Origin of the sequence: Campylobacter sp. CFSAN093226 (assembly GCF_012897595.1) — a bacterium.
Taxonomy (GTDB): domain Bacteria; phylum Campylobacterota; class Campylobacteria; order Campylobacterales; family Campylobacteraceae; genus Campylobacter_D; species Campylobacter_D jejuni.
Genome location: NZ_CP040608.1, coordinates 1,061,379 through 1,081,928 on the forward strand (window position 1 = coordinate 1,061,379; position 20,550 = coordinate 1,081,928).

Below are 20,550 nucleotides of genomic sequence, written 5' to 3' on the forward strand. Positions count from 1 at the left end.
AACCCTTAAATTTTAAGTTTAAAAACTTTAGCATCTCTAGAATTAATCACCAAGTCAAATAAATTCTTATCATAATTTCCCAAAAAAAACATTTGCACATAAGCACTATTAAACATGGTTTTATCCATTAAAATAAATTGTGCGTAAGGAATAGCACTATCCTTTAAATAAAAAATATAAAACTGAGCCTTATCATCGATTGGAGTGATTTTGTATTCACCTTGTTTAATAGAATTAATCTCTACGATACTATTTACAGAAACCACATTATCACCTATTTTAAAACTTCTAAAATCATCGCTTAAAACCACTCCGTTGCTAAGATAAATTTCTCCATTTTTAACATCAAGTGGATAAGCTGTGCTAAAGGTAAAAGGTTTATCCAAAACTCCTGTATCTAAATTAATAAAAGAAAAACTAGCCACCGTAGAAAAAATCAAAGACATTCTAGCGGGCATATAAAGATAAATATCACGAGTTTTTGGTGTATCGATTTTAAAATCAGGTTTTGATAATGAAGCTAGAAATAAATCCACATTGCTTTGATTATAATCTTTCATCATGGCTTGTAAAATGTCTGATTTTAAAATATCATTTTGCGGAGCATAAAAGCTTTTTTCTGTATATTCTACACTAAGTCTTGCCATATTAGCTGCAGCTTGTTCATCTTTACTTAAAGAAAAAGAAGGGAAAAAATTATCCTTACCTAAATGCTTTCCACCATCTACTAAAGTTTTCACATCGCTATAATAACGCACAGGATAACCATAATCCCACCAAGTTACCACATAATCTTCTCTATTGGCTATATTTTTTAATTGATTTAATAATGATGCTTCATTTTGAGAAAAAACTGTTGGCGCTTTATAGTTGTAAATATGGATAAATACTGGAGCCAAAGTCAAAATAGTTGCAAAAACAATACAAACATTTGAAGTTAATTGGCTATATTTTTTAACCAATATAGCCTTAAACTCGCTCAATAAAAAACCAAATCCTAAAGCCATTACAGGTACAGAATAAATGGTAAATCTAAGTCCTCCTTTTAAGGCTAAAAACCCAAGCACCAATATAGGTAAAGCCATAATCATACTTTTATGTTTTCTCAAAAGCCATACAAAACCAAACAAAGAAAACAAGAAAACAATTTCACTACCACTAATTCTTCGCATAAATTCGCTAAAATCTACATTTTCAACTTCTTGTATGGTTTGATTAACATTAAAATACATAAAGCCCTGTGTTAAATTCGCACTTTCATCGCTTCTAAAAATATAAAATTTAAGCTGATAAAGTATGGGATCAACCCCACCACTTAAAATCAAAAATATCAAAGTTGCACTACCTAAAATTCCTATAATCATAAAATTTAAGCGTTTTTGCTCTAAAGCAAATAAAGCAAAAAGTATTACTATAATGGCACTTTGATAAAACCATGCTATATTTGAAAGAGTAAGAGAAGACAAAATCACAGCTATATAAAAAATCTTTTCTTTTCTATGAAAAATAAGTGTATAAATTAAAAAAAGTCCAATTAAAGCTACATTTAAAGTATAACTTGAAGGATACCACCAAAGATAAATTCCTATAAATAATGGCAAGGCAATCAATGAAAAAAAGTCTTTTTTTAAAATCATTCTTACCATAAAAAATAAAATAAACATAGGTAAAACAATTACCAGCATATCCGTATCATAATACCCACTCATAGTGCGATTATAATAACTGTTTGCTACACTTGCTAAAAGAGCAGCTACAAAGCCCATTAAAGGGCGTTTGTATTCATTAGCTAGTAAAATAATAGGAATCACCACCAAAGAAGATAAAAAAGTACTCATATATAAAATGATACTTTCAAAAGAAAAAGGTGTGATTTTATAAAGCCAATAAGTAAGCGTAGATAAAGAAGATCCATAATAACTCAAATCATTAGGCTGATGAAAACCTGCTATCATATCTCTTGCGCCCTCAGCAAAAGCATAGCCATCGTTTGAAATGATCATTAATTGATTATTGAAAAAATACTCGTTAAACTCACTTGCCCACCAAACCCAATAAAACCTGCAAAATACACTAAAAACATAAGCTAATACAATCATCGCAAACAAAACTAAATAAGGGTTTTTTAAATACTCTTTTTTCAACATCTTTTATCCTAATAAATATTTCAAAGCATCGCGTGCAATTTTTACTTTATCAAAGGCTTTAGCCCTAGTTTTAGCTTTGTTTTTATACGCTTTTCTTAATTTATCGTCTTCAAGCATAGTTTTTAAACCCTGAAACATAGAGTTTTCATTATCTACTTCTACTAAAAGTCCAAATTCATCATCGCCAAAAAGCTCTCTTGCACCACTTTTATGATCAGTGCAAACCACCGCACAAGAACAAGCCAAACTTTCGATTAAAACATTTGAAAAACCTTCAAACACAGAAGCAAAAGCAAAAAATTCGCATTTAGCCATGTATTTATAAGGATTATTATCAAATCCTAAAAGCAAAACCTTTTCTTCCAAATTTAATTCTTTAATCAAAGCTAAAAGCTCATCCTTAAGCACACCTTCACCTAAAATCACAAGCTTTAAATCTGTTTTCAATCTCGCATAAGCACGAATTAATAAAGCATGATTTTTACCTTTATCAAGCCTGCCTACACTTAAAATAAATTTATCTTTTAAAGCTATGTCTTCAAGGGCTTTTTGCCCTATGTTTTCTAAATCGATGGCATTGTATAAAATTTCACATTTTTTTGGACTTATACTAAAATTTTGCACTAAATCTTCTAAATTTCCCTTAGAATTAGGCAAGATTAAATCAGCTTTTGGGTAAAGCAAAGAAATTAAAAATTTATTTACCAAAGAATTAAAATTATTTTTCATATACATCACACTTGGCGTAGTGCATTCATTGATCACAAGGCGAGTTTTGTTTCCAAACATTCTTGCCATTAAAGCTATATAATTAGGTCGATTTAAAAAAACAAATTCTGTATCAATACCTAAATTTCTGCAAAGTTTTTTGTATTTTAAAGCCAAAAAAGGTAGTTTTAAAAATTTCAAAATAGGATTTTCACTAGGTTTTGAACATTCTAAAAAATGAATTTGACACTCTGGAATTTCATAAGAAATTTTATCATTCATCAAGATCAAATGCACTTCAAATTTCAAACTTAAAATAGGCAATAAAGTCGCCACAACTCTTTCAGCACCACCACTTCCTAAAGAATAAATAAAAATGCCTAATTTTTGCATAAAGCCACCCGAATTTTTGATAATTTTTCAATCATATTATTTGGAATTATACTTAAAATGAGTAATATCAAAGCAGGAGCGTTGATTTTTATACTTAGGCTTTTAAACAAACATTTATAAAGGGCTTTATAATTTTTTGCAAGTTTTGCATAATAAGCTGCCATTTTATAATAACTCGCACAAGTTTTTTTATAATCTTTATCCTTACTCATTCTAAGTTCATTTTCTAAAATTTTAGCAAGCTCTAAATATCCCAAATACACCCTATAAGCATTTTTACTCGCCCCTAAAGTCACGCTATCTTGCCTAAAAATTCTATAAATCCTAAAAGCCTTATGGATATAAAAACTTTTTTCTTTGTATAAATTTACCCAAAGCGTGGCTTCATTGCCATAAAATTCTTCATTAAAACGCTTATTTTCAAGTAGGGATTTTTTAAAAACAGAAAAAAACTCTCCGCTAAATTTAGCCATTAAAAAATCTTTTTTAGAAATTTCACTATCTTTTTCCAAGCCCTTGCCGCTAAATTCCTTGCTTAAATTTCCTTCTTTTTCTATCAAACAATTTCCAAAAACATGAGCATAACCCTCATTTGCTTTTTGCATCAAGGTACTTAAAGCCCCGGATAAAAGCTCATCATCATCATCTAAAAAAGTTACAAACTCGCCACTTGCTTGATCTAAGCCATTGTTTTTATTGCCATTTGGACCTTGTTTGTAATTTTGATTTAAAAAATACTTAATGCGATCATCATCTTTTTGTAAATTTTGCACCACACTTTTAGTATCATCGCTAGAATTATCATCGCTTACAATAATTTCTAAATCTTTAAAATCTTGATTTTGTATGCTTTTAATAGCCTTTTCTAACAAAACTTGACGATTAAAAGTTGGTACTATAACAGAAAGTTTAGGCATTTTTAACCTCGGCTATAAGCTTAAGCCATTCTTCTTTGATATGAGAAATTTCAAAGTCTTTACACCTTTGTTTGGCATTATTTACAAGTTCTTTTCTAAAATTTTCATCATTTAAAACAAGTTCAAGTTTTTTAGCAAGTGCTATTTCATCATCACAACCTACCAAAAGCCCATCATGATTATCTTTGATTAAATCCTTAGCACCATTATAATAAGAACTTGAAATTCTACAAACCTCAAAATACAAACTTTCAATTAAAACCGTTGGCAAACCCTCTACAAAAGAACAAAGGCAAAGCACTTTTGCTTTTTCATAAAGAGCCTTGACATTTTCAACGCGTCCTAAAAAATCAACTTTTATTCCTAAAGATTTTACCTTATATTCAAGTTCTTGTCTTAACTGTCCATCTCCTGCTATAACAAATTTATAATTTTCTTGTAAATTTTTATCCAAATGCGCTATAGCTTTTAAAAACATTACAGGGTTTTTGTTGTGATCTAAACGCCCTATAAAAAGAACCAAATTTTCCTTTTCAAAACTAGAATCAAAAGAAATTTCATCGCTAAAATGACAAGGGTTTAATAAAAGCTTAACCCTTTTTACAAATCTTTCATAATACACCTTATCACTGCTTCCAAGCACACTTAAAGCATCACAAAAAGGATAGCTTACCCTTCTTAAAAAACGCCAAATTTTAGGTTTTAAATACGCTTCATTGCTATGCTCACTTATAATGAGTGGAGTTTTAAGCCCTATTTTCGCAGCAATACAAGCAATATTAGTCGTATCCAAAAAAGAAATAAAAACATCAGACTTACTTTCTTTCAAAGCCTTTCTTAAAGCAAAAAATTTCTTAAAACGACTTGCGATTTTATGATAAAGCGTGTCAAATCTAAATTGTTCCAAACTTGTAACTTTAACTTCATTTTCAAGCTTATAAAAAGATTCTCCTGCATGAAATTTAATAATACTTACTTCATGCTCTTTGCAAAGTGCATTAGCTAAGGTTACTAAAGCACGCTCAGCACCTCCTGAATTTAAAGTTGCGATAATAAAGCTTATTTTCATCATTTCTCCTCTTTAAGCTTACCGTGTTCTAAACGATAAACCTTATCACATTGTGTTATCGTAGAAAGGCGATGTGCGATAATAATCATGGTTTTATCTTTAGAAATTTTATAAATTTCATCCATAATTTTTGCTTCACTTTGAGTATCAAGCGCAGAAGTTGCTTCATCAAGCACTAACATTTCAGGCTCTAAATATAAAGCTCTTGCTATAGCTATGCGTTGTTTTTGTCCCCCGCTTAAATTACTCCCCCCATCGCCCACTTTTGTTTGCACTCCTTGAGGTAAATTTTTTATAAAATGCTCTAAATTTGCTTGTTTGATAACCCTATTAAGTTTTTCTTCATCAACCGCATCTCCAAAAGTGATATTTTTAGCTATACTGTCATTAAAAAGATAGATATTTTGCGGGATATAGCCTATTTTTTGGCGATAATTTTTTGTATTATTTGCATTTAATTCTTGCTCATCAATTAAAATTTGCCCTTCTTTTGGTTTTAAAAGTCCTATGATAAGATCTACTAAGGTACTTTTTCCACAACCACTCTCCCCTATAAAAGCGATTTTTTCGCCTTTTTTAATATTTAAGTTAAGATTTTTAAATAAATATTTTTTTCCCTCATAACCAAAGCTAAGATTGCAAATTTTAAGCTCTTGATTAAAGCTTAATTTTTCCTCGCCCAAATTTTCTTCTTCTTGTCTTAAATTTTGATAAATAATATCCAAAGAAGAATGATAATAAAGCAAATCATGATAACTTGTAATAATACGATTTGCACTTGGCATTAAGCGATAAAGCGCTAAAACAAAAATAGAAATCGTGGATAAAATACCTGAAATATCACTTTCATTTTTCAAAACCAAAAATACCACGATAAAAACAAGTACGCAAAAGCCTATTCCTTCAAGATAAATTCTAGGCACCGCAGCTACGCTTTCGTTGGTAATATTTGCTTTAGAAAAAGCTTCACTTTGCGCTTTAAAAAGACTTAATACTCCATCTTCTTTGGTTTTAAGCTTAATAAATTTGAAATTATTTAAATTTGTATTTAAAATTTCAAAGAAATTTTTCATCGCTTCTTCGCGTCTTACTCCTGCTTTTTTAATGATAGGGCTTAAAATTTTCACTAAAATAAAGGCATTTAACACCATAAAAATACTTAAAAACAAAGTGATTTTATAATTAATCAAAAGCATTAAAGCATAAAGCAAAAGTACTACAAAAATTTCACTCATCAAAAGTAAAAATGATGAAATCATAGTGCTTAGATTATAAACTTCCCCTGTAATGGACTTTAAAATTTCAGATTGATTTTTTTGAGTAAATTTTTCATAATTAATATTTAAAAATTTAGAAAAAACCTTATAAGCGATCGCATGATAACGCCCTTTAGAAAATCTTGCCAAAAGATGAAAATAATACGCATTTAACAAAGCTCTAAACACATAAAAAACAATAAGCCCCACTCCAAAATAAACAATGATTTCAAAAACAGGGATATTAAGATATTCTTTTAGGCTGATTAAATATTTATTACGATCAAAATAAGAAAAATCACTAGCCAAAGTGATAAAAGGCATTACCAAAGAAATTGCAAAAGTTTCTATAAAAGAAATAAATACTGAAAAAACAAGCAAGAAAAATAAAAAATTTTTATCTTCCTTACTTAAAATAAAAAAAAGTTTTTTTAACACTGTTTTTCCCAATCAAAAGCAGATTTACAAATAAGCTCTAAATCATCATATTTAGGCTGCCAAGAAGTAAGATTTCTGATTTTACTTGCATCAGAAATCAATACACTAGGATCACCCGCACGGCGTGGGGCAAGTTCTACTTTAAAATCCACTCCGCTAACTTTTTTCATCGCTTCAATCACTTCTTTTACGCTAAAACCATGTCCATAACCTACATTAAAAACATTGCTTTCATTCTCTTTTAAATAATCCAAAGCCGCTAAATGTGCACTTGAAATATCATCTACATGGATAAAATCTCTTATGCAAGTACCATCTTTTGTATCATAATCATCGCCAAATATGAAAAGTTTATCACGTTTTCCTGCGGCACATTCAGCTGCAACTTTTATAAGCAAAGTCGCTTTTGGATAGCGTTGTCCTAAAGTATAATCCATACAAGCACCTGCAACATTAAAATATCTTAAAATACAATGCTTAAATTCAGGATTTGCCATACTTGCATCACGCAAAACTTCTTCACTCATAAGCTTACTACGCCCATAAGGATTAATAGGTGCTAAAGGACTTGTTTCGCTCACAACGGGAGTTTGTGGTTCGCCATAAGTGGCCGCCGTTGAAGAAAATATAAATTTATTCACTCCAGTTTGCAAACAAGTTTCGATGAGATTTGTCGTATTAACAGTGTTGTTCATATAATATTTTAAAGGATTTTGCATACTTTCAAAAACTTCAATGCTTGCTGCAAAATGCACAATAGCGTCAAATTTTTCTCTCTCAAACAATGCTTTTACGCCTTGAAAATCACTTAAATCTTGTTCGAAAAATTTAAAAGCTCTTGTTTTTTGCAAATCTTCTATTGCGATTTTAGAACCCTTAGAAAGATTATCTAAAACACAAATTTCATGATCTGTTTTTAAAAATTGTCTTAAAGTATGAGAACCTATATAACCTGCACCACCGCTAATAAGAATTTTCATCATCATTCCTTTTTTTAAAAATGTCAAAAATAAATTTTAATATATTTTCTTAAATACTTAAGATCGAACTTTTGAAATTTCACTCTCACAAGCTTTTGCAAAAACTTCTGTATAAGAACGATCTGATTTTTTTGCACACAAGAAATCTCTCATATAAGAAAGAAAACCAACATAATCTTCTTCATCAACATTAGCTTTAATAAGTTCATATTTTAAAAAAAGCATATAGGTGTTTAAAACATCACTTTCACAATATTCGTGGATTTTTTCAAGTTTATTTTCATAAAAAAGTTTCATTACCTCATCGCCATGCACATCATATTTTCCTGGCAAACCCACCATAGAACAAAGTGTATCAAGCTTTATTCCACGCCCGTTAGATCCTAAGGATTCTAATAAATCACAATGTTTTAATTCTGAAAATCTTGTTTTATAATTATTCCATTTATCACTTTGAGTATCCAAATAAGTTGCTGCTTTTAAATTGTATTTTAAAGCCCTTAAAACAAGAACAGGCATATCGAAATTTTTACCATTAAAACTGACTAATTTTGGCTCATAATTTTCTATAAAATTGAAAAAATTCTCAATCATTTCTTTTTCATTTTGTCCATCAATTTTATTCACTTTGATAAATTTTCCAAAATTATCACTTAAAACCGCACAAATACTGATAATTTTATGATAAGGCAAAGGCAAAAACTCACTCCCACTTTGTTCTTTTTGCCACTGAAGTGCTTTTAAACTTACCTCTAAATCACTTCCTTCAAAACCCAAAGTTTTGCGGATAAGCTCAACATCTGGCACACTCTCACAATCAAAAACACAAATATAACCTTCATTTTTTGCCATTTTTAACCTTTTTTTAAATAATTTCGCTAAAATCATAGCAAAAATTTTAAAATATTAGGCTTTTAATGAAAATAGCAATTGTTCGTTTGTCAGCACTTGGTGATATTATACAAAGTGCCGTGGTTTTGCAATTTATCAAAAATTTTAAAAAAGATATAGAAATTCATTGGTTTGTAGATGAAAAATTTGAAGGCATACTTAAAAACCATCCTTTAATAAACAAACTCTATGCCCTGCCCTTAAAAGACAAAAAAATTTTAAAAAGCCTAAAAATTCTTCTTAAAGCAAGAAAAAACAACTATAATGCAGTAATAGATCTACAAGGGCTCATAAAATCTGCTATTGTAAGTCGAATTTTAAGTAGAAATAATTTTGGTTTTGATAAAAATAGTCTTAAAGAAAGTTTTGCTCATAATTTCTACAACCAAAAACTTGAGTTAGATTACAATGAAAATGTATTTGTAAGATACTTAAGTCTTACCTCCTTTATGTTAAATACTGATTTTAATGTCAAAAATTTAGCCTTTAAACAAGATATTTTTAGCGTAGATGAAAATTTAAAACAACTCTTAAATAATAAACTCAAACTCGACAAAAACGAAAAAAACATACTCATACATGTGGGCTCAAGTGTAGAAAATAAAATCTATCCTAAAACCAAACTTGCTATACTTTGTAAGCTTTTAATCAATGAATTTCAACAAACAAAAATTTGGCTCGCTTGGGGAAATGTAAAAGAATACGAATTTGCTAAAGAGGTTTTAAATCTTAGTGGTATTGATGAAACACATATAGAATTAGCGCCAAAATTCAATCTTGAAGAACTAATGGCTTTTACAAAAATGATGAATTTAATCATAGGAAATGATAGCGGCCCAACACATTTGGCTTTTGCTTTAAATAAGGCATCTATTACGATTTTTGGTGCAACACCAAGCTACCGCAATGCTTTTCAAACTCATATCAATAAAATCATTGATGCAGGTAAAAAAATCCAAAATGCCAAGCATATCGATAAAAGTGATTTTTGTATCACGCGTATAGAAGAAGAAGATATCTTCAAACTTGCCAAAGGCTTACTTAATGAAAAATAGTGATAGAATATATCTTAGTCTTTATTATATTTTGAAATTTTTTGTTACTTTTATGCCTGAGTGTATCTTGCATTTTTTAGCTTTGATTGTAGCAAGAATCGCTTTTTATCTTAACAAAAAACACCGCAAAATCATCAATACAAATTTGCAAATCTGTTTTCCTCAATACACTCAAAAAGAACGCGATAAATTGTCTTTAAAAATTTATGAAAATTTTGCTCAATTTGGGATTGATTGTTTGCAAAATCAAAACACCACCAAAGAAAAAATTCTCAATAAAGTAAATTTCATCAATGAAAATTTTCTTATAGATGCTCTAGCTTTAAATCGTCCTATTATCTTCACAACTGCACACTATGGAAACTGGGAAATTTTAAGCCTTGCTTATGCAGCTAAATATGGTGCGATTTCTATAGTAGGGAAAAAGTTAAAAAGTGAAATTATGTATGAAATTTTAAGCCAAAGTCGCACCCAATTTGACATAGAACTTATCGACAAAAAAGGCGGCATAAGACAAATGCTAAGCGCTCTAAAAAAAGGGAGAACTTTGGGAATTTTAACTGATCAAGACTGTGTAGAAAACGAAAGCGTAAGATTAAAATTTTTTAACAAAGAAGTGAATTATCAAATGGGAGCAAGCCTTATCGCACAAAGAAGTAATGCTTTGATCATCCCTGTTTATGCCTATAAAGAAGATGGTAAATTTTGCATAGAGTTTTTTAAAGTAAAAGATTCTCAAAATGCAAGCTTAGAAGAACTGACACTTTATCAAGCACAAAGTTGCGAAGAAATGATTAAAAAAAGACCTTGGGAATACTTTTTTTTTCATAGACGCTTTGCAAGTTATAATAAGGAAATTTACAAGGATGCAAAATGAATCTAAAGCAAATAAGTGCTATTATCATCGTAAAAAATGCAAAACAAACCTTGCTTGAATGTTTAAATTCTTTAAAAGATTTTGATGAAATTATTTTACTTAACAATGAAAGTAGTGATAATACCCTAAATATAGCTAATGAATTTAAAAAAGATTTTGCTAATTTGCACATTTACCACAGTGCTTTTATAGGTTTTGGAGCTTTAAAAAACCTTGCTTTAAGTTATGCAAAAAATGATTGGATTTTAAGCATTGATGCTGATGAAGTGCTTGAAAATGAGTGTATTAAAGAGCTTAAAAATTTAGAACTTCAAGAAGATAATATCATCGCACTTAGTCGTAAAAATCTCTATAAAGGCGAATGGATAAAGGCATGTGGTTGGTGGCCTGATTATGTTTGGAGAATTTTTAATAAAAATTTCACTCGTTTTAATGATAATTTAGTACATGAAAGCCTTGTTTTGCCAAGTAATGCTAAAAAAATTTATCTTAAAAATGGATTAAGGCATTATGCTTTTAGAGATATTTCCCACCTAATTGACAAAATGCAGTACTACTCAAGCCTTTGGGCAAAACAAAATATACACAAAAAAAGTGGTGTTTTAAAAGCAAATTTAAGAGCTTTTTGGACTTTTTTTAGAAATTATTTTTTAAAAAATGGCTTTTTATATGGTTATAAGGGTTTTATAATTAGCGTTTGCAATGCCTTAGGGACTTTTTTTAAATACATGAAATTATATGAACTTCAAAAGCAAAAGCCAAAAACTTGCGCTTTAATAATAACAACTTATAATCAAAAAGAACGCCTTAAATTAGTGCTTGATAGTGTTAAAAATCTAGCCTTTTTACCCAATGAAGTTTTAATCGCAGATGATGGTAGCAAAGAAGATACAGCAAGGCTTATTGAAGAATATCAAAAAGATTTTCCTTGCCCTTTAAAACACATTTGGCAAGAAGATGAGGGTTTTCGTGCTGCAAAAAGTAGAAATAATGCTATTAAAGCTTCTAAAAGTGAATATATAATTTTAATTGATGGTGATATGATTTTAGAAAAAGACTTTGTAAAAAATCATTTAGAATTTGCAAAACGCAAAGTAATTTTACAAGGTTCAAGAGTAATTTTAAATAAAAATGAAAGCGAAGAAATCTTAAAAAACAATAATTATAGTTTAGCTTTTAATAAAAAAGGTTTTAAAAATCAAAGAAGTATTTTTTTAGCTAAATGTGTATATAAATTTTCAAAACTAACTAAGAAATTTTTTAAAAAATCACAACTTGTTAAAGGTAGTAAAACTTGCAATATGAGTTTTTATAAAAGTGATTTTGAAGCCATTGAGGGATTTAATGAAAAATTTATAGGCTGGGGTAGGGAAGATAGTGAGTTTGTAGCTAGATTTTTATTTAATGATGGAGTGTTTAAAAGGCTTAAATTTAATGCTCTGGCTTATCATATCTATCATGAAGAAAATAGCAAAAATATGCTCGAAATCAATCATCAAATTTATCTTGAAACTATAAAAAATGAAAAAACAACTTGGAGATAAAACATGAAAAAAGTAGGTGTAGTAATCCCCATATACAATGTAGAAAAATATCTAAAAGAATGTTTAGATAGTGTAATCAATCAAACTTATACTAATTTAGAAATCATACTAGTAAATGATGGTAGTACAGATGAAAACTCACTTAATATTGCAAAAGAATATACTTTAAAAGATAAAAGAATAATTCTTTTTGATAAAAAAAATGGTGGTTTAAGTAGTGCTAGAAATGTAGGTATAGAATATTTTAGTGGAGAATATGAAACACAATATATTGAAAAAGAAAATGAATTAAATGTTTTTAAGATTATTGGCGATAATCCACAAAATATTTATAAAATTTATAAGTACAAAAATGCTTTAGCGAGTGATAAGCTAGAAATTTCAAAGATTGATTATATTATCTTTTTAGATTCTGATAATTATTGGGAGTTAAACTGCATAGAAGAGTGTGTTGTAAGAATGCAAAATGTAGATGTATTATGGTTTGACCATGCTTGTATTTATGATGATGGTATAGAAGATAAGGGTCAAAAAACAAGGATGAATGTATTTAATTTTACTCAAGAATGCACTATCACTCCAAGAGACTATGCTAAGCAAGCTATAAAAGTAGGTTCGAGGGATATCTCGTTTAGCTGGGGTGGTATGATAGATTTTTCATTTTTAAAACAATTAAAACTTAAATTTATCAACAAAATCATCAATGAAGATATTCATTTTGGCATGGTTTTGTTTGCGAGTGCTGATAGTATCTATATTTTACCAAAAAGATTGTACTTATGCCGTTTGAGGGCAAATAGTATATCAAATCATGATAAAAAAGTTACAAAGGCAAATGTGTCAGAGTATTTTAAAGACTTGTATGAATTTTTTGGAGAAAATGCTAAAGAGGCAAAAAACTATTTAAAAGCAGCAAGTAGGATGATAACAGCTTTGGAGTTGATAGAATTTTTTAAAGATCAAAAAAATGAAAATTCTCAAGCCATAAAAGAGGCTTTTTTGCCTTTTTATGTAAAAAAGGCTTTGATGATTAAAAAATTTAAAAAAGATCCTTTGAATTTAAAGGAAAAATTACCTATAATTAAACCTTTTATCCAAACAAAAATTCCTTATGATCTTTGGAAAATTTGGCAAAAAATAAAGGGTATTTTAGATAAAATCAACTTTGCAAAATGATTTTATCTATCATTGAATCTTTTTTTATAGATTTAAAATGCGTGAGTTTGTGTAAAAAGCTTTGTTTTTGAATTTCTTCCCAAAGAGTTGAATTAAATTTTTCTTTGGCACTAAATTGTAATAAATGGCATTCTATATCGCTCATGTTTTTATAGATATCATTTACAAAGCCATGCTCTTTTAAAAGTTCAAATATGATATGTAGTATAAAATAATAGTGATTTTCACTTGATTGCTCATTTTTCCAATAATTCATTAAAATATCTTTTAGAGTTTGAATAAAAGTATTGTTTGTTTTGGCTATCATAAAACTACTTAGCATTTTAACTTTAAAATCATCATTCCAGTTAAAGTATCCATAAGAAAAATATCCACTTTTGATAAATTTTTTCAATTTTTCTTTACTAGGTTTTATTTTTGATCTTTCAAAGGTAAAAAAGTCTTTATCACAAAGTTCACTAGGAATTTTAGAACTTAAAAATATACTTGCATCACACCATATACCTCCATAAGTTGCAAGCAAGCATACTCTTAAAAGATCTGAAAAAAAAGTTATAGTTTTTTCTCCAAAAAAATTATTTTCTAATTTTTCTATAACAAATGGTGGAAAATCAAGGTAATCTTTTATATTATCTTTATCTAAAATGATAATTGTGTAGTCATCTTTCATTTGACTTTGTACAGAGTTAAAACATTGTTGTATCATAGGTGAAGCTTGATTTTTACCTTGATACCAAAATTGCCAAATAATTTTATCGTTTTTAAAATAATGTTTTTTTTCAAAATCAAAATGAGGAATTTTCCCTTCTAAAAAAGGATTAATATAGTTGTTTGAAAGATAATTAGTCACTTTAGGGTGTTCTAGCTTATATTGAATATGATTTCTTAATTTTCTTCTTGTTGATTTTATGGGTATAAATGAGCTTAGTTTTTTTGTTAAAGTATTATAAATTAAAGAATTGTTTTGTTGTATTTGCATATATATTCCTAAAAAGTTTTTTGATATAATATCAAAAATAATTAAGGTTATGTATATATGAAAACCGTAGGTGTAGTAATCCCCATATACAATGTAGAAAAATATCTAAAAGAATGTTTAGATAGTGTAATCAATCAAACTTATACTAATTTAGAAATCATACTAGTAAATGATGGTAGTACAGATGAAAACTCACTTAATATTGCAAAAGAATATACTTTAAAAGATAAAAGAATAATTCTTTTTGATAAAAAAAATGGTGGTTTAAGTAGTGCTAGAAATGTAGGTATAGAATATTTTAGTGGAGAATATAAACTCAAAAATAAAACTCAAACTATAAAAGAAAATTCTTTAATAGAATTTAACATAGAAGGTAATAATCCTTATGAAATATATACTGTATATAAAAGCTATAAAGCTTTTAATAATGAACAAGATTTAACTAACTTTACTTATCCTATTATAGATTATATCATCTTTTTAGATTCTGATGATTATTGGGAATTAAACTGCATAGAAGAATGTGTACCTAGAATGGATGGGGTAGATGTGGTTTGGTTTGATAGTATTGAATATCATGATATAGAAAAAAGTTATTTCAAGCATCATAGTCGTTTAAAAGATATTAATATAAAGAAAGAATGTAGAATAAATCCTATAGAGTGGCTTAAGCTTCTAAGGCAAAATAAAATTAAAGACTTTGCATTTGCGTGGAGTGGCATAATTGATTTTGATTATATAAAAGATAAAAAAATGAAATTTAAAGACGCTATTTTTGCTGAAGATCATTTATTTGGAATTTTGCTTTTTTCGCAAGCTAAAAATATTTATGTCTATCCTAAAGTATTTTATTATTATAGAATTCGAGCTAATTCTTTGACAAATCAAGATAAAAAAATCACTAAAGATAATATACTTCCATATTTTAAAGATATATTTATTGCATTTGAAGAGAATGCAACTTTAGCAAAAGAGTATTTTAAATATGTTAGTTGGGTGGAAACCAGTTTAGAATTAGTGCGATTTGTAGAAAATTATCATGATAAAAAAATTTCTTCGTTGCTGAAAGATACTATTTTGTATTTTTATATCAAAAATGCATTTAAAATTAAAAAATTCGATAAAGATCCTTTGTGTATTAAAGAGAAATTGCAACTATTAAAACCCTATAAAATTTCAAAAATAAGATATAAAGTTATGAAATTTTTAATATCTTTACGGAATTAAATTATATAAAAATTTTTTCCATTTGAATTGATATTTTTGATATAAAATATTTATTTTATAATAAATAAGATTTATATTTCTTTTATTAAAATTTTGTTCATATTTCAATAATTGAATTTTTAATAAATATATAATTAGAAAATATAGAGGTGTTTTTTTATTTTTAATTGATTTTAAAACATTTAAAACAATTTTATGTTCTTGAATATTAGCTTCTAAAGAATTAATATTATTTGTTATAGAATTGCTATTTACATGCTGGGTATACAAAGGTTGTGTTAAGTAAAATATTTCATTAGATAATATTGTCAAAGGATAATATAATAAGGCATCTTCTGCCATATTTATTTTGATTTCTTTTTTGAGATTTAACATGTTGAAGGCTTTTAAATAAATATCTTTTTTGATTATTTTAGCCCACATTGTCCAAAATGGATTTTTAGTTTTAAGTATTTGCATTGTAAATTCTTTGTTGTTGTATTTTCCTTGTTTTATATTTAATTTTTTTATTGATTTTTTTGCATTGGTAATAAAAGCTTCAAAACACAACAAATCAATTTTACCCCCCCCACCCATATCCAAAATTTTAATACATTCTTCGCAAGCATTAAGTTCTAAATAATCATCAGAATCTAAAAACATGATATAAGGTGAAGTTGCTACTTTAGCACCTTCATATCTTGCTCTTAAAAGCTTTAAATTCTCTTCATTATGTATGATTTTTATTCTATCATCTTTACTAGCATACTCTTTAGCTATATCTATACTTTTATCATTACCACAATCATCTACTACAATGATTTCTATATCTTTAAAAGTTTGGTTAATGCAACTTTCTAATGCTCTAGCAATATATTTTTCCACATTATAAGTTGGTAGTATGATGGAAATTTGACTCATTTTAGCTCTTTATTTTTTTTTGATATAATTATACTATAAATTTAAGGTAATAAAATGAGTATGAATATTAATGCTTTGGTATGCGGTAATGGACCTAGTTTAAAAAATATAGATTATAAAAGGTTACCAAAACAATTTGATGTATTTAGATGCAATCAGTTTTATTTTGAAGATAGATATTTTGTGGGTAAAGATGTAAAATATGTTTTTTTTAATCCTTTTGTGTTTTTTGAACAATACTATACTAGTAAAAAACTTATACAAAACGAAGAATATAACATAGAAAATATAGTTTGTTCTACTATTAATTTAGAATACATAGATGGATTTCAATTTGTTGATAATTTTGAATTATACTTTAGTGATGCTTTTTTAGGTCATGAGATTATAAAAAAGCTTAAAGATTTTTTTGCCTATATTAAATATAATGAAATATACAATAGGCAAAGAATTACTAGTGGAGTTTATATGTGTGCTACAGCTGTGGCTCTGGGATATAAAAGTATATATATAAGTGGTATTGATTTTTATCAAGATACAAATAATTTATATGCCTTCGATAATAATAAAAAAAATTTATTAAATAAATGCACTGGTTTTAAAAATCAAAAATTCAAATTTATCAATCATTCAATGGCATGTGATTTACAAGCTTTAGATTATCTAATGAAAAGGTATGATGTGAATATTTATAGTTTAAATTCAGATGAGTATTTTAAATTGGCTCCGGATATTGGAAGTGATTTTGTATTGAGTAAAAAACCAAAAAAATATATAAATGATATATTGATACCAGATAAGTATGCACAAGAAAGATATTATGGAAAAAAAAGTAGGTTAAAAGAAAATCTCCATTATAAGCTAATAAAAGATCTAATTAGACTTCCAAGTGACATAAAACACTACTTAAAGGAAAAATATGCAAATAAAAATAGATAAATTAACTATTTCTCAGAAAAATCCTTTGATAATCCCTGAAATAGGTATAAATCACAATGGTAGTTTAGAAATAGCAAAACTTATGGTAGATGCGGCCAAAAGAGCAGGAGCTAAGATAATAAAACACCAAACTCATATAGTCGAAGATGAAATGAGCCAAGAGGCTAAAAATGTTATACCGGGTAATGCAAATATTAGCATTTATGAGATTATGGAACAATGTGCATTAAACTATAAAGATGAACTAGCTTTAAAAGAGTATGTAGAGAAGCAAGGTTTGGTATATCTTAGCACTCCATTTAGTAGAGCTGCAGCAAATCGTTTAGAAGATATGGGTGTAAGTGCTTATAAAATAGGCTCAGGTGAATGTAATAATTATCCTTTAATAAAACATATAGCACAATTTAAAAAACCTATGATTATAAGCACCGGAATGAATAGCATAGAAAGTATAAAACCCACAGTTAAGATACTTAGAGATTATGAAATACCTTTTGTTTTGCTTCATACTACAAATTTATATCCTACTCCATCGCACTTAGTAAGATTACAAGCTATGTTAGAATTATATAAAGAGTTTAATTGTCTTTATGGACTTAGTGATCATACCACAAACAATCTTGCATGTATAGGTGCAATAGCTCTTGGAGCAAGTGTACTAGAAAGACACTTTACAGATACCATGGACAGAAAAGGCCCTGATATAGTTTGCTCTATGGATGAAAGCACTTTAAAAGATCTTATAAATCAAACACAAGAAATGGTGCTTTTAAGAGGCGATAATAATAAAAATCCTTTAAAAGAAGAGCAAGTGACCATTGATTTTGCATTTGCTAGTGTAGTAAGTATTAAAGATATAAAAAAGGGTGAAATTTTATCTATGGATAATATTTGGGTAAAAAGACCTTCAAAAGGTGGTATAAGTGCAAAGGATTTTGAAGCCATACTTGGAAAAAGAGCAAAAAAAGATATAAAAAATAATATACAACTAACATGGGATGATTTTGAATGAAAAAAATAGTTTTTGTTAGCGGAACTAGAGCTGATTTTTCTAAAATAAAATCTCTAATGATGAAAGTTGAAAATTCAAATGAATTTGAATTATTTATATTTGTAACCGGTATGCATATGAGTAAAAAGTTTGGTTCTACTTATATGGAAATAGAAAAATGTGGTTTTAAAAATATATATAAATATATAAATCACGATAAGTATTATCAGATGGATAAGGCTTTATCATCAACAATAGATGGTTTTTCTAAATTTATACATGAGATAGAGCCTGATTTAATAGTAGTGCATGGTGATAGAGTGGAGCCTTTAGCTGCTGCTATAGTAGGAAGTTTAAATAATATCTTAGTGGCACATATAGAAGGCGGAGAGCTTTCAGGAACTATAGATGAGAGTTTAAGACATGCTATTAGTAAATTAGCACATATTCATTTAGTAAATGATGAAATAGCAAAAAAAAGATTAATACAAATGGGTGAAGATGAGAAATCTATTTTTATTATAGGTTCTCCTGATTTAGAATTGCTAAATAATACTATATCTTTAGATGAAGCAAAAAAATATTATGATATAAAATTTAAAAATTATGCCATAGCTATATTTCATCCAATTACAACCGAAATAAACTCTTTATATAAACAAAGTGAAGAATTTGTAAATGCTCTTATAAAAAGTGAAAAAAATTATATAGTTATTTATCCAAATAATGATTTAGGATTTGAATTAATTTTGCAAAATTATGAAAGGCTAAAAAATAATGAAAGATTTAAAATTTTTCCTTCTTTAAGATTTGAGTATTTTATAAGTTTGCTAAAAAATGCCAATTTTATCATAGGAAATTCAAGTTGTATAATAAAAGAAGCTTTATATCTTAATATAAATGGAATTTTAGTTGGTTCAAGACAAGATGGTAGAACTGACATTAATAAAACAATAAGAGTAAATGCAGAGGAAAAGGATATATTGGAAGCGATTTTAAATACTAGTAAATGCACTAATATTACAAATAAAAGACTAGAAATTTTAAATAGTTCTGAGCAATTTTATAGGTTATTGAAAAATAATATTTTATTTACTATAAACAAGCAAAAAATATTCATGGATAAAAAATGACTTTGTTTTATAAAATTATAGCTTTTTTAAGATTGCTTAAAATTGATAAAAAATTAAAATTTGATAATGAATATTTTTTAAACTTAAATAAAAAAATCTACGATGAAAAGCATAAAGGTTTTTTTGATTTTGATCCAAACTCAAAAGATACAAAATCTCCTTTAAATCCATGGGCTTTTATAAGAGTAAAAAATGAAGCCACTACTTTAAGAGTATCACTTGAAAGTATGTTACCTGCCATACAAAGAGGTGTTATAGGATATAATGATTGTACTGATGGAAGTGAAGAAATTATTTTGGAATTTTGCAAACAATACCCTTCGTTTATACCAGTAAAATATCCCCATGAGGTGCAAATTGAAAATCCGCAAAGCGAAGAAAATAAACTTCATAGTTATTATAACTATGTAGCTAGTTTTATACCGCAAGATGAGTGGCTTATAAAAATAGATGTGGATCATTACTATGATGCAAAAAAATTATATAAGAGTTTTTATATGGCATCAAAAAATACTGCTGTTAGATTTCCAAGAATTAATTTTTTAATACTAGATAAAATTGTAATTCAAAATATAGGAGAATGTGGTTTTATCGATGGAGGGGATCAATTGTTAATTCAAAAGTGCAATAGTGTATTTATAGAAAGAATGGTTTCAAAGCAAAGTCAGTGGATTGATCCTGAAAAAACTGTGAAAGAATTGTATTCTGAACAGCAAATTATACCCAAACATATAAAAATCTTACAAGCAGAATTACTTCAATGGCATTTTCCTGCTTTAAAATATCATAGAAATGATTATCAAAAACATTTGGATGCTTTAACTTTAGAAGATTTTAAAAAAATCCATTATAGACATAGAAAAATAAAGAAAATAAATTATACAATGCTTGATGAAAAAGTAATTCGTGAAATATTAGATAAATTTAAAT

The 20,550-nt window shown here is 27.6% G+C and carries 17 protein-coding genes and 1 pseudogene; 9 read left to right on the forward strand and 9 right to left on the reverse strand.

From position 1 onward, the window contains the following. Nucleotides 1-5: 5 nt before the first annotated feature. From pglB to FBF02_RS05545, 7 genes are read right to left on the reverse strand one after another with little or no spacing between them, the layout of a single operon-like run. The gene (gene pglB / locus FBF02_RS05515; RefSeq protein WP_002852780.1) at nucleotides 6-2,147 is read right to left on the reverse strand and encodes an undecaprenyl-diphosphooligosaccharide--protein glycotransferase; all 2,142 of its coding nucleotides are present in this window, start codon (nucleotides 2,145-2,147) and stop codon (nucleotides 6-8) included. 3 nt (nucleotides 2,148-2,150) lie between these two features. After that, complete coding sequence (gene pglJ / locus FBF02_RS05520) at nucleotides 2,151-3,248, reverse strand: N-acetylgalactosamine-N,N'-diacetylbacillosaminyl-diphospho-undecaprenol 4-alpha-N-acetylgalactosaminyltransferase (RefSeq protein WP_002852870.1); 1,098 nt, start codon at nucleotides 3,246-3,248, stop codon at nucleotides 2,151-2,153. Then, nucleotides 3,236-4,165, reverse strand: a complete 930-nt coding sequence (gene pglI, locus FBF02_RS05525; RefSeq protein WP_002852770.1) for a GalNAc(5)-diNAcBac-PP-undecaprenol beta-1,3-glucosyltransferase — start codon at nucleotides 4,163-4,165, stop codon at nucleotides 3,236-3,238. Before pglI ends, pglJ begins: the two co-directional genes overlap by 13 nt. After that, the gene (pglH, locus tag FBF02_RS05530; protein WP_010891911.1) at nucleotides 4,158-5,237 is read right to left on the reverse strand and encodes a GalNAc-alpha-(1->4)-GalNAc-alpha-(1->3)-diNAcBac-PP-undecaprenol alpha-1,4-N-acetyl-D-galactosaminyltransferase; all 1,080 of its coding nucleotides are present in this window, start codon (nucleotides 5,235-5,237) and stop codon (nucleotides 4,158-4,160) included. The genes pglI and pglH overlap by 8 nt, the downstream gene beginning before the upstream one ends. Beyond that, on the reverse strand, nucleotides 5,234-6,928 hold the full coding sequence (gene pglK, locus FBF02_RS05535; protein ID WP_002858308.1) for an ABC-type lipopolysaccharide transporter PglK: 1,695 nt from the start codon (nucleotides 6,926-6,928) through the stop codon (nucleotides 5,234-5,236). Before pglK ends, pglH begins: the two co-directional genes overlap by 4 nt. Continuing rightward, nucleotides 6,922-7,908, reverse strand: a complete 987-nt coding sequence (gene galE, locus FBF02_RS05540; RefSeq protein ID WP_002858414.1) for a UDP-glucose 4-epimerase GalE — start codon at nucleotides 7,906-7,908, stop codon at nucleotides 6,922-6,924. The genes pglK and galE overlap by 7 nt, the downstream gene beginning before the upstream one ends. Nucleotides 7,909-7,965: 57 nt before the next feature. Beyond that, nucleotides 7,966-8,760 (reverse strand): 3'-5' exonuclease, encoded by a 795-nt coding sequence (locus FBF02_RS05545; RefSeq protein WP_002853812.1) that lies wholly within the window; start codon nucleotides 8,758-8,760, stop codon nucleotides 7,966-7,968. Between the two features lie 65 nt (nucleotides 8,761-8,825). Between FBF02_RS05545 and waaC the strand changes: the two genes are divergently transcribed. Genes waaC through FBF02_RS05565 form a run of 4 tightly spaced genes read left to right on the forward strand, consistent with a single transcriptional unit; the run spans nucleotide 8,826 to nucleotide 13,451 of the window. Beyond that, nucleotides 8,826-9,854, forward strand: coding sequence for a lipopolysaccharide heptosyltransferase I (waaC, locus tag FBF02_RS05550; RefSeq protein WP_002858077.1), 1,029 nt, complete (start codon nucleotides 8,826-8,828; stop codon nucleotides 9,852-9,854). Further along, a complete protein-coding gene (gene htrB, locus FBF02_RS05555; protein WP_002858051.1) occupies nucleotides 9,844-10,731 on the forward strand; it encodes a lipid A biosynthesis lauroyl acyltransferase HtrB in 888 nt (295 codons plus the stop codon). The genes waaC and htrB overlap by 11 nt, the downstream gene beginning before the upstream one ends. Then, a complete protein-coding gene (locus tag FBF02_RS05560; protein ID WP_002858148.1) occupies nucleotides 10,728-12,275 on the forward strand; it encodes a glycosyltransferase in 1,548 nt (515 codons plus the stop codon). Before htrB ends, FBF02_RS05560 begins: the two co-directional genes overlap by 4 nt. Nucleotides 12,276-12,278: 3 nt before the next feature. After that, on the forward strand, nucleotides 12,279-13,451 hold the full coding sequence (locus tag FBF02_RS05565) for a glycosyltransferase family 2 protein (protein ID WP_002858013.1): 1,173 nt from the start codon (nucleotides 12,279-12,281) through the stop codon (nucleotides 13,449-13,451). Here FBF02_RS05565 and FBF02_RS05570 read toward each other — a convergent pair. After that, complete coding sequence (locus FBF02_RS05570) at nucleotides 13,435-14,430, reverse strand: capsular polysaccharide synthesis protein (protein ID WP_002858358.1); 996 nt, start codon at nucleotides 14,428-14,430, stop codon at nucleotides 13,435-13,437. The two genes, FBF02_RS05565 and FBF02_RS05570, sit on opposite strands and share 17 nt — an antisense overlap. Before the next feature lie 57 nt (nucleotides 14,431-14,487). Here FBF02_RS05570 and FBF02_RS05575 point away from each other — a divergent pair, with 57 nt between their 5' ends. Further along, the gene (locus FBF02_RS05575; RefSeq protein ID WP_002858320.1) at nucleotides 14,488-15,657 is read left to right on the forward strand and encodes a glycosyltransferase family 2 protein; all 1,170 of its coding nucleotides are present in this window, start codon (nucleotides 14,488-14,490) and stop codon (nucleotides 15,655-15,657) included. On the opposite strand, the gene wlaN is transcribed toward FBF02_RS05575, so the two are convergent. Further along, nucleotides 15,646-16,557 (reverse strand): beta-1,3 galactosyltransferase, encoded by a 912-nt coding sequence (gene wlaN, locus FBF02_RS05580; protein WP_002858039.1) that lies wholly within the window; start codon nucleotides 16,555-16,557, stop codon nucleotides 15,646-15,648. The genes FBF02_RS05575 and wlaN overlap by 12 nt on opposite strands. Before the next feature lie 54 nt (nucleotides 16,558-16,611). On the opposite strand from wlaN, the gene FBF02_RS05585 reads away from it, so the two are divergent. The 4 genes and pseudogenes from FBF02_RS05585 to FBF02_RS09220 form a co-directional block, all read left to right on the forward strand. Then, nucleotides 16,612-17,496 (forward strand): alpha-2,3-sialyltransferase, encoded by an 885-nt coding sequence (locus FBF02_RS05585; protein WP_002858290.1) that lies wholly within the window; start codon nucleotides 16,612-16,614, stop codon nucleotides 17,494-17,496. Beyond that, the gene (gene neuB1 / locus FBF02_RS05590; protein WP_002858213.1) at nucleotides 17,477-18,508 is read left to right on the forward strand and encodes a sialic acid synthase; all 1,032 of its coding nucleotides are present in this window, start codon (nucleotides 17,477-17,479) and stop codon (nucleotides 18,506-18,508) included. Before FBF02_RS05585 ends, neuB1 begins: the two co-directional genes overlap by 20 nt. Continuing rightward, the gene (gene neuC / locus FBF02_RS05595) at nucleotides 18,505-19,620 is read left to right on the forward strand and encodes a UDP-N-acetylglucosamine 2-epimerase (RefSeq protein ID WP_002858400.1); all 1,116 of its coding nucleotides are present in this window, start codon (nucleotides 18,505-18,507) and stop codon (nucleotides 19,618-19,620) included. The genes neuB1 and neuC overlap by 4 nt, the downstream gene beginning before the upstream one ends. Continuing rightward, nucleotides 19,617-20,531 (forward strand): annotated as a pseudogene (locus FBF02_RS09220) (beta-1,4-N-acetylgalactosaminyltransferase); the annotation flags it as partial. The gene neuC and the pseudogene FBF02_RS09220, both read left to right, overlap by 4 nt. Nucleotides 20,532-20,550 lie beyond the last annotated feature (19 nt).